This window comes from Hymenobacter sp. UYAg731 (assembly GCF_054061335.1).
In genome coordinates, this window is sequence record NZ_JBSSEC010000004.1 from 257,752 (window position 1) to 273,279 (window position 15,528).

A 15,528-nucleotide genomic window follows, 5' to 3' on the forward strand; every position below is an offset into this window, starting at 1 on the left:
CCTCCCATGCCAGCAATCAAGCCCAAAAAAGCCCCCGCCTCACTCGAAGCGGGGGCTTTTTTGGGCTTGATTGCTAACAGTCAAACCCGTTAGTAAATCGCCAATCATAACAAGCTTGATATAAGCCCGTGTATTAGTACGTAAATCATTGGCTATCAATACTTATTTCTTTAGTAAAATTTGTCAAAAAAATTAGCAATCAGGCAACTAAAAACCTGTCTCCCGCTGTTTACTTAGCATGACGAATCTAGAGGAAACCCGCATCATCCCGCTCAACCCGTCGGTAGCCGCTATCGCCGATGAGCAACAGCAGAAGCTAGCTGACGAAACCTGGCGCAAATCAATCCCGGCGCAGGTTTTCCTCAACTATTTCTTCGCTATCAATTACCACATTCAGGAAAACGACGATGCCCTTGGCGGCTTGCAGAACCTGCCGTTTTTTCGTGGCCACTCGGCCGAGCTGAACGAGGCCGACGTGGCCGCGCTCACAAAGCTGCTGCACACCAGCTGGAGCACCGAGTACGCGCTGCGCGCCACGGCCGAGCTGGGTGACGAGAACTTCCTGCGCAACGCCCTGCACTGGACGTTCCCGCAGGCGTACCACGCCATCTGGTCGGGTTTGCAGGCGTTTCTGTACACCACCGGTGTGCGCTCGAACAACGGCCAGTTGATGCGCCGCGAGGTGGGCCGGCTGGTGGTGAAGAATGCTTATCCGCGTCCGGTGTCGTTTTATGCGGCCGGGGCTTACGGTGACTTCAGCATTCACCGTTTGCCACTGGCCGGCTACAAAGCCGGGCTGCACATTGCCAGCCAGGAGATTGATGCCCAGGCTCAGGTGGGCCAGTTCCTGCGCACCACCCGCAAGATGAAGGCGCAATGGACCCGTGCCCAGGTGCAAACCAATCCCAACACGGCCATTCGCAGCCAGAAAACCGGCCGCCCGCTCGATAAATGGACGGCTTCGCACTGGCAGCAAATTACCTGGCGGCTGGGCTATACCACTATTTTCGACCTGCTGGGCCGCCTACGCATTTCGCAGACCAGCCGCGAGATTGAGCGCTACGTGGAGGCCGACATTGATTTCCGCCTGTTCCATGCCTCGCTGCTCAACATTGTGAGCTACCTCAATGGCGTGCATGAAACCTACGTGGCCAAGGCCTTGGGCCTGGAGCGCTACCGCCAGCTGGTGGCCGAGCTGCCGCTGCATTTGCAGGCGGGCTTTGTGCAGGAGCGCCTGCGCACCCGCGTCGAGCCGGTGCTGGCCCCCACTCCGCCGAGCGCCCCGGCCCTTGCTACGGAAGCCCCAGTGTACCGCATGGCTGCTTAGACCACAGATTATTCAGATTTTAACGGATGAAACAGATTTTTTGTGGTTCCGTCCGGGGGTTTAATTCGTTAAGTTTTTGCGGAAAGCCGCTCCGGTTTCGGAGCGGCTTTTTCGTGCCGTACTTTTGCGGCCCGCCGCAAGCAGAAAGCGCCTCGCTTCTTGCCCCACTCGCCAGCCCCCTTAACGGCAGGGAACTGGCCGGCAACCACAAAAAATCTGTTTCATCCGTTAAAATCTGTTAAATCCGTGGTCCATTTAAGCGAACAAGAAATCCTGCGCCGTCAGAAACTCGAAGAGCTGGAAAAGCTGGGCATCGAAGCGTACCCGTCGGCGCTGGTAGACGTGACGTTTTACGCCAAGGAAATCCACGACAACTATCACGTTGAACTCAATAACTTTCAGGATGTAACGCTGGCCGGGCGGCTGATGTCGTCGCGGGTGATGGGCAAGGCCTCGTTTGCCGAGTTGATGGACACCACGGGCCGCATCCAGCTCTACATCAACCGGGACGAAATCTGCCCCGGTGAGGATAAGACGCTGTACAATGTAGTATTCAAGAAGCTGCTCGATTTGGGCGACTTCATCAGCGTGAAGGGCCACGTATTCAAGACGCAGGTGGGCGAAACCTCCGTGCATGTTACGGAGCTGAAATTGCTGGCCAAAGCCCTGCGCCCGTTGCCCGTGGTGAAAACCCAGAAGGACGAGGCCACCGGCGAAATCACCACCTACGACGCCTTCACCGACCCCGAGCAGCGCTACCGCCAGCGCTACGTGGACCTGGCCGTGAACCCCGCTGTGCGCGACACCTTCATCAAGCGCACGCAGCTGGTGCAGTCGATGCGCAATTTCTTGAACGATAAAGGGTATTTGGAAGTAGAAACCCCGATTCTGCAGCCGCTGTACGGCGGCGCGGCGGCCCGGCCCTTCACCACGCACCACAACACGCTGGACATGACGCTGTACCTGCGCATTGCCAACGAGCTGTACCTTAAGCGCCTGATTGTGGGCGGGTTCGATGGCGTGTACGAGTTCAGCAAGGACTTCCGCAACGAAGGAATGTCGCGCTTCCACAACCCCGAATTCACCCAGATGGAACTGTATGTAGCCTATAAAGACTACGCCTGGATGATGGACCTAGTGGAGGAAATGGTTGAACGCGTGGCAATGGCCCTGCACGGCAAAACTGAAGTGCAGGTGGGCAAAAACGTCATCAACTTCCAGCGGCCATGGCAGCGCTACACCATGTTCGAGGCCATTGAGAAGTACACCGGCAAGGCCATTGGCGAGATGGACGAGGACGCCCTGCGCGCCACCGCCCAGGAGCTGAACGTACACGTTGACCCCAGCATGGGCAAATCCAAGCTTATTGACGAGATTTTCGGTGAGCACGTCGAGCCCAAGCTCATTCAGCCCACGTTCATCACCGATTACCCGGTGGAAATGTCGCCGCTGGCCAAGAAGCACCGCGACCGGCCGGGTTTGGTGGAGCGCTTCGAGGCCGTGTGCAACGGCAAAGAAATCTGCAACGCTTTCTCCGAACTCAACGACCCCATCGACCAGCGCCAGCGCTTCGAGGACCAGCTGGAGCTGGGCAAGCGCGGCGACACCGAGGCCATGGTGCTCGACGAGGATTTCCTGCGTGCCCTGGAATATGGCATGCCGCCCACGGCCGGCTTGGGCATCGGCATCGACCGCCTGAGCATGATTATGACCAACTCGCCGTCAATTCAGGACGTGCTGTTTTTCCCGCAGATGAAGCCGGAAAACGTGCAGAAAGAGAAGCACGAGGACAAGTAAGCCCAAGCGGCCTAAAATCGGAAAAGCCCCGCACGAAATGTCGTGCGGGGCTTTTCTTTTTACAATCTCCCTACCCTTCAAACCGCTTTTCCTGCCAGAAGCTTGCGATGGACCGTCTGATTTTACTACCGGATTGTTTGACCAATTTCGGTAGAAGCTCCTACGGCCGGCAATTTTACTGACATTATTTTCGGCCTTCTTTCAAGGCGATTGTGAGGAGTTTTACGAAACGGACTGGAAGCGGGTTACGTGGCCGCCGAAAAAAATTCGGGCATTCTACTGCTTGGGCTGGTGGCGGGTATCGTCGCCAAAGCCGTCGTAGTCGGGATTGTCTTCGTTGTGGGTGTGGGCCGTGGAGGGGGTGCCGGTGCTCAGGTTTTGCAGGAGCTGGTCGGCGGCCTGTTTGTCTTCGCCCACGGTGGCGTCGGGGCTGGTGGCACCGGCCTGGCCCTGCACTTTGGCCAGGGTATCGTTGGCTAGCTTGCTCAGGTCGCCGGCCCATTTGGCAGCCGACTTGCGCAGGTTGGAGCGGGTGTCGTCGCCGGTTTCGGGGGCCAGCAGCAGGCCGGCCACGATGCCGGCGGTAGCCCCAGCGATGAGCGAGAAAATGACTTTGCCTTTGTCGTCTTTCATGGGTTTGCAGGAAAATGGAAACATTTGATTATTCCCTAACGGAAAAGCGGGCCGGCTGGTTGGGGCCGCAAAAAAGCCCCGCACCTTGCGGCGCGGGGCTTTAAATAATCGGGCTGGAAGCCAGATTACATGTCGTTCAGCATTTTGGTGATTTCGGCTTTGCCCTTGCCGAGCTTGTCCTGCAGTTTGCCCACCAGCTCGTCGCCTTTGCCTTCGGCGTAGGTCAAGTCCTCATCGGTCAGCTGCGCGTACTGCTGCTTCAGCTTGCCTTTGATATCGTCCCAGGCACCTTTCATTTTCAGGCTGCTGCCGGGCAGGCTCACGCCCATATCTTCCAGCTTACCAGCGTATTCTTTGAATTTGGTTTCGAGGTCGGAGCCCAGCTTCGAAGCCTGCTCGCCGAGCTGGCCGCTGTATTTGGTGGCAGCGCCTTTCCAGTTTTCGCGGGTGGCCGAACCTTTATCGGGAGCCAGCAGCATACCGGCAATAATGCCAGCACCGGCACCGGCGAGAGCAGCTAAAAGGATTTTACCGGCGTTGTTGTCTTCTTCGTGGTACGACATGGTGTAGGGTAATGAAGGGTGAATGAGGGTTGAAAGTTCGATTAGAGCAGCGCGGGGCCGAATTCAAAACCAGGCGTTTTGTTTGCGGCGGCGTTTGGTTCTGGCTGACTATACGAAAGGTCCCGCCCGGGGTTGAGCTTGGGGGCAAATTTTCCTGCGGACATTCGGATTCCTCCATGCCCCGGTTTGCGGGCCGGGCCAAATCCCGGGCGGGCAGTGTAGCTTCGCCCCTCTCCTACTTTTTGGCACCATGAAAATGCATTGGATTTGGGCGGTGGCCCTGTTGCTGAGCGCGGCTTCCTGCCAGCGCTACGCCGTGCCCACGGCCACCGCTGCCGACTGCATTGATTCGAGCAAAATCAACCCGCGGGGCATCTGCCCCATGAACTACGACCCCGTGTGCGGCTGCGACGGCAAGACCTACGCCAACCCCTGCGCGGCCACCAACGCAGGCGTGCGCACCACCACGCCCGGGGCCTGCGCCAAGGCTCCGGCCAAGTAACAAGCCCCGTTGATGTCAGCCAAAGACCGCTACCACGACTTCTGCCGCACCGCGCCCGACGTGCCGGTGTTCAGCCAGCCGTGGTATCTGGATGCCTGCGTCGAAGGCGGAACCTGGGACGTGGTGCTGGCCGAGGAAAAAGGCCGCGTAGTAGCAGCCCTGCCGTATTTCTGCAAGCAGAAAGGACCGTTTCGGTACGTCACGATGCCGCCCTTTGTGAAATGGCTAGGGCCATATGTGCTGCCCGAATTTCGGGGCCGGCTGCCGAAGGAGCATATATTGCTACAGGCGCTGATGGCGCAACTGCCCGACTTCTCGGCCTTCAAGCAAAATTTCTACCCGACGGCGACCAACTGGCTGCCCTTTTACTGGCAGAAGTACAAGCAGACGACTTTTTACACCTACCGCCTGCACCAGCTGCGCGAGTTGCCGCACGTGGAAGCGGGCCTGGGCACCGGCGTTCGACGCGATATCCGGCTGGCACGCGAAAAGGTGCGTGTGGTGCATGATTTGCTACTGGACGAGTTTTACCGCGTGAATATGCTCAGCTTCAGCCGACAGGGCTTACCCGCGCCGTATTCGGCCGCGCAGTTCCGGCGGCTCGATGCGGCACTGGCAGCGGCTGGCTCCCGGCAACTATTTTTTGCCGTAGATGCGCAGGGCCGGGTGCATTCGGTGGCGTATTTGATTTGGGATGCCACTACGGCGTACTTCCTGCTGGCCGGCGACGACCCGGCCTTGCGCGCCAGCGGCGCGGGCGTGCTCCTGGCCTGGGAGTGCATCCGCTACGCCAGCCAGATTTTGAATCTGGATTGCTTCGACTTTGAGGGCAGCATGCTGCCGGGCGTGGAGCGCATGCGTGTGCGCTTCGGCGCGGTGCAGACGCCGTATTTCTTTGTCTGGAAATACAATTCGCGGCTTTTCGAGTTGCTGGAGAAGCTGAAACCGTAAAGGCCTTATATTTCTGTATTAAACGTCATGCTGAGCGTAGCCAAAGCATCTCTACCGCGCAACTAATTTATTTACTCTCACGGTAGAGATACTTCGGCTGCGCTCAGCATGACGTTCTTACTTCATTCCCCATTGCCTATTCCACCAAATAATAATGTCCGAAAAACGCTACGTTCTCAACCCCGCCCCTTTTGTAGTGCCCACCACCGATGGCAAGCTCATTGAAGAGCATGTGGGCGGGGCCAGCACCGGCACCGCGGCCTACAGCCTGGCCCACATGGTGGCCCCGCCACACTGGAGCGAACATCACCAGACGCCCACGTTCGACGAAATCACCATTGTGGTGCGCGGCCGGAAACGGTTTGAAATCGACGGCGACTTGGTGGAACTGCAAGCCGGCCAGGCGCTCCTGATTAAGGGCGGGGCACGGGTGCGATATTCCAACCCCTTCGATGCGGAATGCGAGTATTGGTCGATATGCGTGCCGGCCTTTAGTCCCAACACCGTGCATCGAGAAGAAGAATAAAACGGCCCCGAAACTCCTTATATTTAGCCTCATGGACCAGCGCATCATCAATCTTTTCGACGAGTACACCCACGCCCCGCTCACCCGCAAGGAGTTTATGGACCGGCTGCTGAAGCTGGCCGGCAGCACGGCGCTGGCCCTCACGGCGCTTTCGGTGCTGGAGCCGGGCTATGCGGCGGCCGCCACCATTGTGCCCGAAGCCGATGATTTGGAAGCCGAAGAAGTGACCTGGATTGGCGATGGCAGCCCCGTGCGCGGCTACCTGGTGCATCCCAAGGGCCGCCAGAAGCGCGGCGCGGTGGTCGTCATTCACGAAAACCGGGGGCTGACGCCGCACATTAAGGACGTGACGCGGCGCGTGGCCCAGGCCGGCTACCTGGCGCTAGGCGTGGATGCGCTCTCGGTAGTGGGCGGCACGCCAACGGACGAGGACAAGGGCCGCGAGCTCATCGGCCAGCTCGACCCGGTGAAAAACCTCAACAACTACCTCAAGGCGCTGGACTACCTGCGTGCCCGGCCCGACTGCAACGGCCGCACCGGCGCGGTGGGTTTCTGCTGGGGCGGCGGGATGGCCAACCAGTTGGCCGTACACGACCCCAAACTGAACGCCGCCGTGGCCTACTACGGCCAGCAACCCAAGCCCGAAGATGTGCCCCAGATAAAAGCCGCCGTGATGCTGCACTACGGCGGCCTCGACCAGCGCATCAACGCCGGCATTCCGGCCTACGAAGCGGCCCTGAAAGCCGCCGGCACCACCTACGAGTTGTACGTGTACGAGGGCGTGAACCACGCCTTTAACAACGACACTTCGCCGGCCCGCTACAACGCCGAGGCCGCCAAACTGGCCTGGGACCGCACGCTGCGATTATTCAAAGAAAAACTGGGGTAGCCGGGCAACGGCGGGGCATTTTGCGGCATCTTTGCAGTGTCCATCCGCTGCCTATGTCACTCAGAAAACTACCTTTTCTGCTCCCATTTCTGCTACTGCGGGCCGGCGGGGCGCTGGCCCAAACCCAGCCCCCGCCGCCGTCCGACCCTGACTATGAGCAGGTAAGTGTGACAGTACCGCGTGCCGTGTCGCTGATTGCGGACGCAGCTAGCGTGCTGTTTTCACGCAACGAGGACGAAAACAAAGTGCAGGCGCTGGTAGACCGCCGCCGCGAGCGGTCGAAAAAAGGCGACCAGAACCTCCGTTTCACCATTCCGAAGAACCGGCTGACCCGCACGCTGGGGCTGGTGGAATAAGGAATCAGGGTTGTGGAGTAGCCGCGTAGCGGTGGCAGGTCTGTAGCAAAGGGGGATTGCAGGGCAGCCGGCAACAGCGTCATTCTGATGACGGAGGAACCCGAAGAAGGCCGGTTAGCAGTTCCTGCGATATAAAACGACAATTTCTGGCCGGTTCAAAGAAGGGATTAAGTCCGGGAAGTAGACGGTCTGGTCGGGGTTTCCGGGCCGTCCGTCCACCTTTTTGTTTCCGGCCGGGATGTGGCCGGTGGTTTGCAAATACCCTGGCAGGATGAGTCTATTCTCACCTTCCGGAGCCCGCTGCCTGCAGCCGCCGAGCCCACCGCTTCCCCATCATTTTTCACTCCCCTTCACTCAGCAACCATGAAAGCTTTCTTGTTTTCCATCATCGCCGCCGCTGCGCTCTTCACTTCGACTGCCTCTTTCGCCGCTGCCGGCCCGTTTGACCACCGCTACGACGACCGCAACAGCAAAGACTTCAACTACGGCTACGACCGCAACCACCGCGTAACCGATTATGAACGGTCCCGTTGGGAAGCCGCTCACCGCGATAACAAAGACGACCGCCGCGATGCCAAAAATGACATCCGCGAAGCCAAAGCGGACCTGCGCGACGCCAAAGGCGACCTCCGCGACGCCCGCCACGATGCCAAAGACGACCGCAACAACCCGGCTTTCAATTACGGCTATGACCGCAACCACCGCGTATCGCCCCAGGAGCGCGCCCGCTGGGAAGCCGCCCACCGCTACGACGGCCGCCGCTAAACCTTAGCCGCTAACCATGGTCTGAAAAGTCCCGTTCAATCCCAGAGAACGGGGCTTTTTCGCGCCATTTCTTCGCCTACCCGTTTTTTCAACAACCCTCCTCCCAATTATTGCCATGAAAAAGTTTTTGTTTCCCCTGCTGGCCGTTTTTGCCCTTACCGTAGGCACTGCCGCCGCCCAAACCACCACTCCCGCCGATGCCGGTGCCATGCAGGGCCGGGGCCGCATGCAGGGCAACCCCGATGAGATGGCCAAGCGCCAGGCCGACCGCATGACCCAGGAGTTGGGCCTCAATGCCGACCAAACTGCTAAGGTGCAGCAGATTCTGCTGGCGCGCGGCCAGGAAATGCAGGCCATGCGCGGCCAGGCCCGCGACGCTGGCAACCGCGACCAGATGCGCGAGCAAATGCAGGCCGGCCGCGCCAAGTACGACGCTCAGTTCAAGGAAGTGCTGACCGCCGACCAGTACACCAAGTACACCACCATGCAGGCTGACCGCATGAACCGCGGCGGTGGCCCCGGTATGAGTGGCTCGGACGTAGATATAAAGAAAATGAAAGCCAAATCAGTCGATGGCGACAAAATCAAAATAAAGCCCATCAAGGAATAGCTGATTTAGCAGTTGAAAAACGATGCCCCGGCCGGCTGGTCGGGGCATCGTTGCGTTCCAGAACACTACGCCCCTCAGTGCGACCGAGGCTTGAAGCCTGAAAAGTAAAAGGCTACTCCTGCATCAGGAGTAGCCTTTTTCATTGTTGATTATCTGGGAAACTCATCGCTATATCGTGCGGTGAGCCCGGCCGCCGCGCGCCACTCGGGGGGCCGAACTATGCCGCTTAGCCGCCTTGGAACGGTGCTTGAACAGGCCGAAAAAGCCGCGCTTCTGGTTGCTGTGGCCGCGATAGTAGCGGTACACTGGCACGTAATTACCAGCCGTGGGCTTGCGCCGATGGATGGGCCGCGATGCTGCCGCCGTAGCCGGCGCAGCGTATGATTCGGAGGCTAAAAACCCCAACATGCAGAAAAATAACAGGGCGGTACGCAGCATACAAAAGGTGAAAATGGTGGTACATGCACATGGCGTTTGGCGCCAACGGTAGCGGCTTGCTACTGAATTACTAACTCTGGAAACGGGGAAATTATTACCCGCGTTGCCCACTTTGTCGACCAATGCCTTCTCTCAGCCGATAAAACCGCCCCCTGAATAGCTGAAAATGAGGAGTTAACAGCCCACATTATTTTTCTCAATTTTCAGCAACAATTAGCAGATTATGTGATGATTAACTATTTCTAAGCCATAGTAATTAGCACTCATTCAATTATTTATTGAATATTCAGCACTTTGATTTATTAGGAATCGCGCATTTGCTGGCCTTTTCTGGCGCGAGTTTAGCGCAGCGTAACTCGTGACTTGCGATGACGGGGCGGCGGCGCCTCTTCTGCCGCGCCAGCGGTAAGGTGGGTCTGGGTAATCTGAACTGGCGTAATTGCAACTGTATGATGAATCAGGTACAATTCAGGACCAGTTACAGTCAATTTTATATCTGTGACAAAGATTCGCCAGCAGCAACAGATTCGGACGGCTTCTGGAATCAGGAAGCATTCGATTCCAGGCTAGCAATTGAAGATGGCATATTGGGTGTGGGTACAGAAACGTACAGTTATGTCAGAGCATCAATTGAAATTTTGGCTCAGCGAAATGACGCTATTGATTCAACGAAGTATGACCACATTGTCGAAGCAAGTATTAAAGTCAATTCAGGCGTTTTGCAAATCCTTGATTGTCCCAATTCAACTATAGAATTTGAATTAACAATTAAACCCGGTTTTTATCGTGCGAGAATTTATATTTCAAATCTTGATTCGATAACTGATGAAGACCAGGAAGGAAACGATTTTTACCTAATTGAAATGTGGCCCGAAGAACCCTCTCCCAGAAAAGTATTGAAGCAATACGTCTGGCCAAGATAAATCCCATTAATAACCCCACTGCCGCTCCGCCCGTCTAACCGGCTCCACTGTAGGGTGCGGGGCTTTCCCCGCCCGTCGTTGCACGATTAACGTTCACCGATTCGGGCGGGGGCAAGCCCCGCCCCCACAAAACGCCTTTCTGATGAGCCTCTGGCAGATTATCCAACGCCTGCTGCCGTTTGTGCGGCCCTACCGCCGCCTCGTTATCGCCACGCTGCTGCTCACGCTGGTGGGCTCGCTGGCCGCGCAGGTAAATCCCTTCGTGCTGCGCTACACCGTTGATACGGTGCAGGGGATGCTGGACAAAGGACAGGGCCTGGCCGAGGGCTGGACGCTGCTGGCTTGGGTGAGCGGGCTGCTGCTGGGCAAGGAAATCATCAACACCTTCATCCAGTTCGGGCAGAAATACTACGGCGAGAAAATCCGCATCCAGATTTCCGGCGTGCTGGCCCAAACGGCCGTGAGCAAGATTCTGAGCTACCAACTCGGCTTCTTCTCCGACGACGGCAACCAGACCGGCAAGCTCCAGACCCGCATCGACCGGGGCGTGGAGAGTCTCATGAAACTGGTGCAGAACTTCTTCATCGACATCATGCCGCTCTTCGCCAACGCCATCGTGGCGCTGGTGGTGATTTTCCTCAACAACAAGTGGGTGGGGCTGGTGGCGCTGGCCATTTTGCCGGTCTATTTCTGGCTTAGCTACGCGCAGGCTGAGAAATTGCAGGGCGTGCGGCGCGGCCTGCAGCGCCTGCGCGAGGAGAAAAACCACGGCCTCATCAGCATCATCGACAGCATTGTGGTCATCAAAAGCTTCGTGCGCGAGCAGTACGAGGGCCAGAAGCAGGCCAGCGTGCAAAGCCGCCTCGAAGGCGCCCAACTGCTGACCCGCAAAACCAACTTCCGCTTTGACGGCCTCAAAACCTTCGTCGAGCAGATTGGGGTGGTGGCCATCATCGTGCTCACGGCCTACCTCGTGCTCGGCCGCCAGATTTCCATCGGGGCCATCATGTTCCATATTTTGCTGTTCAACAACGTGTCGGCGCCCATCCGGCAGCTCCACCGCATCTACGACGAGATGAACGAGGCCCTCACCTACTCCGAAGGCTTCTTCGCCATCCTCGACGCCGACGACCAGCGCGAGCGCCCCGGCCCGCTGGCCCCCGGCGAGAACCTGCGCGGCCAGTTCGAATTACGCAACGTCAACTTCACCTACCCCAGCGGCACGGCCGCCCTGCACGACGTAAGCCTCACCATTGAGGCCGGCAAAACCACCGCGCTGGTGGGCCTCAGTGGGGCGGGCAAAAGCACCATCATCAACCTGCTCTGCCAGTTCTACCGCCCCGATAGCGGCGAAATCCTGCTCGACGGCCACCCGCTGGCCCAGTACGACACCTTCGCCCTGCGCCAGGAAATCGGCCTGGTGCTCCAAAAAAACCACATTTTCAAGGGCACCATCGAAGAAAACATTCGCTACGGCGACTTCCACGCCACTCAGGCTCAGATTGAAGCCGCCGCCCGCCAAGCCTACCTGCACGACCAGATTCTGGACCTGCCGCGCTGCTACGAATCCGATGCCCAGCAGCTCAGCGGCGGCCAGCAGCAGCGCATCGCCATCGCCCGGCTCTTCCTCAAAAACCCGCCCATCATCTTCCTCGACGAGCCCACCGCCAGCCTCGACGCCATCGCCACCGAGCAAATCAAAAACTCGCTCGACGCCATCAAGCAGGGCCGCACGGTGGTCATCATTTCCCACAGCCTCGCCCAAATCGTGGATTCGGACTGCATCTACGTCATGAAAAAAGGCCACATGGTGGAACACGGCACCCACGACGAGCTCTACGATATGAAAGGCACCTACCGCGAAATTTTCGACGCCTCGGCGCGCAGCTTAAATATCGAGAAGCTGGCCAAAACGATGGCCGATGACGGGGACGACGTGCTGGATACGGCTTCGTGAGGGCAGTATATTTGAGCTATGGCTCTACAATACACCAGCATCTTTCTCAAGCCCTTTCTCTGGCTCTGCGTTTTAACCCTTGCTTCTTCCTGCGAGATTAAATATTCCAGTGAGGTTACAAGCACCGACGAAAAGGAGAAGTCAATTGCAGACTTGAGCAAAGAAGCATGTGATTGTTTCAGCAAGCAAAAAGGGGATGTTGACACTCGACTGACACTGTGTACAAAGAGTATAACTTACTCTCAGAAAGTAGAGCTTCCCGAAGGTTATAGCCGACAAGACTCAATTGCAGCGGCGAACGATATAAAGACCAAGATGGATTCTATGAAATCCAGAGAATTAGAAAGAATGTCTAGCATGATGCAGAATCTAGTTGTTTCATGCGATGCATATGGGGCAGAAATAGAAGCTCTATATGATAAGTGGTATCCTATCGACAGTTCAGCAACTAATATTGATTCTATCAAAATTTTAGACAGCAAATTCCGAATGCTGGCAATTTCAGACACGGCAAGAAAAGCGGTATTACACAAACTAATTTCAAAAAATATCGAAGCCAGAAGGTTAGAAGAGGGATTGCGGAGATGTCAACAAATGAAACAGCTCTTCAAGAATGAGGGAGGCGCATATTATGCAAGTGCGTTCATATACAACTTGCAGAAAAAGTATCCCGAGGCAATCAGCGAATTGAAGCAAGAAATATCTATTAGTGGCGATAAGAACCTTGAGCTAATAGTTGCTGTCATGAAAAGAAAGGCGCAGAATAATAAATGACCATCGACCTCACCCACGTCGACACCAAAGCCGCTTTTCACCATACGATGAAGCGCGAGCTACACTTCCCCGACTGGTACGGCGAAAATTGGGACGCTTTCTGGGATGTCATTACTGCCGTGGTCGAAATGCCGGATTGCGTGGTGTTGCAGCACTGGGAGCGGTTCGCCCAGGCCTGCCCCGGGGATATGCTCATTCTGCGCGACATCATCGCCAATTACCCACAGGAAAAGCCCGGCAAGCAGTTGCTGCTGGGTTTTTAAGCGCTGGCCGGGCCGTAGCGCGGACTTTGTAGTCCGCGTCCCCGAGCCGTTTGAGCCGTTCGGGTTCCCGTCGGGGACGCGGACTACAAAGTCCGCGCTACGGCGCACGTCAGCGGCGGCCAGGCCCGTTCTTTGCCCCGCACATGGACATCCTCACCGTCACCAACCTTAGCCTTACGGAAAATGGCTTTTCCGCCCTCCAGCCCATCAGCTTCACCCAAAAGCAAGGACAGAAGCTGGCGCTGGCCGGCGAAAGCGGGGCCGGCAAAAGCACGCTGCTGCAAATGGTAGCCGGCCTTATCCAGCCCAGCACCGGCGTGGTGCAGGCCAATGGTAGCCGCGTGCGCGGCCCGCAGGATGTGCTGGTGCCCGGCCACCCCGGCGTGGCCTACCTCTCCCAAAAGTCGGATTTGCCGCAATTCCTGCGCGTCGAGCAGGTGCTGCGCTACGCCAACAAGCGCCCCGATGCGGAGGCGCAGGCGGTGTACGGGCTGTGCCGCATTGCCCACCTGATGCTGCGCCGCACCGACCAGCTTTCCGGCGGCGAGCAGCAGCGGGTGGCGCTGGCCCGCCTGCTGCTGGGTGCGCCCCAATTGCTGCTGCTCGATGAGCCCTTCTCGAACCTCGACCGCACCCACAAGCGCCTTTTGCAGGGCATCATCGAGGAATTGGGTACGCGGCTGGGCATCACCTGCCTGCTGGTATCGCACGATGCGGCCGATGTGCTGGGTTGGGCCGATAAGATTCTGGTGCTGCACCGGGGCCGGCTGGTGCAGCAGGGCACTCCCCAGCAGCTGTACCACCAGCCGGTGGATGAGGCCACGGCCGCCTTGTTTGGCGACTACAATCTGGTACACGGTGCCGACCGCCGGGCGCTGCTACCGGGCCGGCGCTTTAAGAAAGACACTGCGCTGCTGGTGCGGCCCGAGCAGCTACAGCTGCGGCCGGCGGCCGGCAGCGGGGCCGTGGGCACGGTGCGGGCCGTACGGTTTTTGGGCAGCTACTCGGAAGTGGAAGTGGCGTTGGTGGCGCAAAATGTGCGGGTACGTATGGACACGACCAGCTTGCGGCCCGGTGATAAAACCAGCCTCTCGCTGGCAGCCGGCGCGGGTTGGCACATCGCACTGGCACCTGCCGCCGCGCAGGTCACGATTTAAGCTTAACCTTGATTTTGCGGGCTGCGGGTTTCCCCGGGCTTCCCGGCTGGTCGGCAAAGGCTTCGGGGCGGGCGGCGAGAATCTGCTCGGCGGCCACGCGCTGCAAGGCCACGGCCTCGGCCGGGCTGATGCCGAGGGCAACGGCGGCCTGCTCGGCGGCCCCGAGGGAGCGGGGGTCGTGGCCGGTGATTTCGCCGAACAGCACGCAGGCCGTCAGGTAAGCCCCCCAGTTGCTGGGGTGGTAGTGGTCTTCGGCCCAGAGGTCGACTTTGCCGGGCTCGGGGGCGTAGGGGTTGCGCTGGGCCAGGCCGGTTTGCACGGCGCGCAGCCAGGCATCGCCGGCCGGCGCAATGCTTTTGAAAGCCGGGTTTTGCGCCAGCAAACCGTAGTAGGAAGCGTGCAGCTCCTGGGCCATCGAGTCGATGGGCAGGCCGCTGAAGGGCTTGCCGGGCGGGTAGCAGAGGTCGGCGCGGGGCCAGGTCTGGAAGAGGAACACGCTGGCGGCGGGGCTGGCCGCGTGTACGGCGCGCTCCAGCCGGGTGGCATAATCGCGGAACTGCTCGGGGTGGCCGCCGTGACGCGGGGGCAGCGCCCACTGGCTGTGCTCCTGGAGCACCACGGTATGCCAGCGCGCCTGCTGAATGATGGGCAGGGCGTGCTCGTAGTGGTATTGCAGCGGCCGGGCGTTGATTTCCTCGAAATGCACTTCGTAGCTCAGGCCGGCTTCTTCGGTGAATTGCTGGAAGATGCCGGGGATGCCGCCCCACACCACGGGCTCGCCGGTGGTGGTTTCGCAGCGCGGGTCGGTGGCGGGCAGGCCGTAGTTTTCGTCGGTTACGTGGGCGGCGTTGTAGGCCAGCACGGGCTGGTACTTGCCATGAAAAAAGCTGTTGCCGACGAACAGAATGGCCTTGACGGGCGGGGCCACTGCCGCTAAGCGGCCGGCCCGGCCCTGAGCCCCGGCAGAACCTGGCAGGCCCGGCAGCAGGCCCACCACGGCCATCACCAGCAGCTTACGTAACGTTTGAATCACAGAAGAGAAGAAAGTAGCACGGGCAACCCGGCAGCCTGCCCCACATGGCAAGCCGCCGCATTCA

18 protein-coding genes are annotated in these 15,528 nt (G+C 58.5%); 14 read left to right on the plus strand and 4 right to left on the minus strand.

The annotated features are described in order from the left end of the window. Window positions 1-238 precede the first annotated feature (238 nt). Window positions 239-1,327, plus strand: a complete 1,089-nt coding sequence (locus ACVWYF_RS13075) for a hypothetical protein (protein ID WP_457068645.1) — start codon at window positions 239-241, stop codon at window positions 1,325-1,327. Between the two features lie 246 nt (window positions 1,328-1,573). Continuing rightward, entirely contained in the window at window positions 1,574-3,124 is a 1,551-nt protein-coding gene (lysS, locus tag ACVWYF_RS13080; protein ID WP_457068647.1) for a lysine--tRNA ligase, read from the plus strand. Window positions 3,125-3,400: 276 nt separating this feature from the next. Here the strand turns inward: lysS and ACVWYF_RS13085 are convergent, their stop codons facing one another. Further along, window positions 3,401-3,757 (minus strand): YtxH domain-containing protein, encoded by a 357-nt coding sequence (locus tag ACVWYF_RS13085; protein WP_457068649.1) that lies wholly within the window; start codon window positions 3,755-3,757, stop codon window positions 3,401-3,403. Window positions 3,758-3,882: 125 nt separating this feature from the next. Next, a complete protein-coding gene (locus tag ACVWYF_RS13090) occupies window positions 3,883-4,320 on the minus strand; it encodes a YtxH domain-containing protein (protein ID WP_457068651.1) in 438 nt (145 codons plus the stop codon). Window positions 4,321-4,570: 250 nt separating this feature from the next. On the opposite strand from ACVWYF_RS13090, the gene ACVWYF_RS13095 reads away from it, so the two are divergent. The 7 genes from ACVWYF_RS13095 to ACVWYF_RS13125 all read left to right on the plus strand — a co-directional run bounded on the left by ACVWYF_RS13095 (window position 4,571) and on the right by ACVWYF_RS13125 (window position 8,919). Further along, the gene (locus ACVWYF_RS13095) at window positions 4,571-4,822 is read left to right on the plus strand and encodes a Kazal-type serine protease inhibitor domain-containing protein (protein WP_457068653.1); all 252 of its coding nucleotides are present in this window, start codon (window positions 4,571-4,573) and stop codon (window positions 4,820-4,822) included. 12 nt (window positions 4,823-4,834) lie between these two features. After that, window positions 4,835-5,773, plus strand: coding sequence for a GNAT family N-acetyltransferase (locus tag ACVWYF_RS13100; RefSeq protein ID WP_457068655.1), 939 nt, complete (start codon window positions 4,835-4,837; stop codon window positions 5,771-5,773). A 154-nt stretch (window positions 5,774-5,927) separates the two neighbouring features. Further along, window positions 5,928-6,299 carry a cupin domain-containing protein gene (locus ACVWYF_RS13105; protein WP_457068657.1) on the plus strand — a complete coding sequence of 124 codons (372 nt, stop codon included), beginning with the start codon at window positions 5,928-5,930 and terminating at the stop codon, window positions 6,297-6,299. Window positions 6,300-6,330: 31 nt separating this feature from the next. Next, window positions 6,331-7,188 (plus strand): dienelactone hydrolase family protein, encoded by an 858-nt coding sequence (locus ACVWYF_RS13110; RefSeq protein ID WP_457068659.1) that lies wholly within the window; start codon window positions 6,331-6,333, stop codon window positions 7,186-7,188. A gap of 53 nt (window positions 7,189-7,241) precedes the next feature. Beyond that, window positions 7,242-7,544 carry a hypothetical protein gene (locus ACVWYF_RS13115; protein ID WP_457068661.1) on the plus strand — a complete coding sequence of 101 codons (303 nt, stop codon included), beginning with the start codon at window positions 7,242-7,244 and terminating at the stop codon, window positions 7,542-7,544. Window positions 7,545-7,907: 363 nt separating this feature from the next. Next, entirely contained in the window at window positions 7,908-8,309 is a 402-nt protein-coding gene (locus tag ACVWYF_RS13120; RefSeq protein ID WP_457068663.1) for a hypothetical protein, read from the plus strand. Window positions 8,310-8,424: 115 nt separating this feature from the next. Further along, complete coding sequence (locus ACVWYF_RS13125; RefSeq protein WP_457068665.1) at window positions 8,425-8,919, plus strand: hypothetical protein; 495 nt, start codon at window positions 8,425-8,427, stop codon at window positions 8,917-8,919. Window positions 8,920-9,087: 168 nt separating this feature from the next. Here ACVWYF_RS13125 and ACVWYF_RS13130 read toward each other — a convergent pair whose 3' ends face one another. Beyond that, on the minus strand, window positions 9,088-9,357 hold the full coding sequence (locus tag ACVWYF_RS13130; protein WP_457068667.1) for a hypothetical protein: 270 nt from the start codon (window positions 9,355-9,357) through the stop codon (window positions 9,088-9,090). 449 nt (window positions 9,358-9,806) lie between these two features. Here ACVWYF_RS13130 and ACVWYF_RS13135 point away from each other — a divergent pair, with 449 nt between their 5' ends. From ACVWYF_RS13135 to ACVWYF_RS13155, 5 genes are all read left to right on the plus strand, one after another. Beyond that, entirely contained in the window at window positions 9,807-10,280 is a 474-nt protein-coding gene (locus ACVWYF_RS13135) for a hypothetical protein (protein WP_457068669.1), read from the plus strand. A 142-nt stretch (window positions 10,281-10,422) separates the two neighbouring features. Next, entirely contained in the window at window positions 10,423-12,237 is a 1,815-nt protein-coding gene (locus ACVWYF_RS13140; RefSeq protein WP_457068671.1) for an ABC transporter ATP-binding protein, read from the plus strand. Between the two features lie 18 nt (window positions 12,238-12,255). Continuing rightward, a complete protein-coding gene (locus tag ACVWYF_RS13145; protein ID WP_457068673.1) occupies window positions 12,256-13,011 on the plus strand; it encodes a hypothetical protein in 756 nt (251 codons plus the stop codon). Then, window positions 13,008-13,274 (plus strand): barstar family protein, encoded by a 267-nt coding sequence (locus tag ACVWYF_RS13150; protein WP_457068675.1) that lies wholly within the window; start codon window positions 13,008-13,010, stop codon window positions 13,272-13,274. Before ACVWYF_RS13145 ends, ACVWYF_RS13150 begins: the two co-directional genes overlap by 4 nt. Window positions 13,275-13,417: 143 nt before the next feature. Beyond that, on the plus strand, window positions 13,418-14,431 hold the full coding sequence (locus ACVWYF_RS13155; RefSeq protein WP_457068677.1) for an ABC transporter ATP-binding protein: 1,014 nt from the start codon (window positions 13,418-13,420) through the stop codon (window positions 14,429-14,431). On the opposite strand, the gene ACVWYF_RS13160 is transcribed toward ACVWYF_RS13155, so the two are convergent. Beyond that, window positions 14,421-15,464, minus strand: coding sequence for a hypothetical protein (locus tag ACVWYF_RS13160; protein WP_457068679.1), 1,044 nt, complete (start codon window positions 15,462-15,464; stop codon window positions 14,421-14,423). The two genes, ACVWYF_RS13155 and ACVWYF_RS13160, sit on opposite strands and share 11 nt — an antisense overlap. Window positions 15,465-15,528 lie beyond the last annotated feature (64 nt).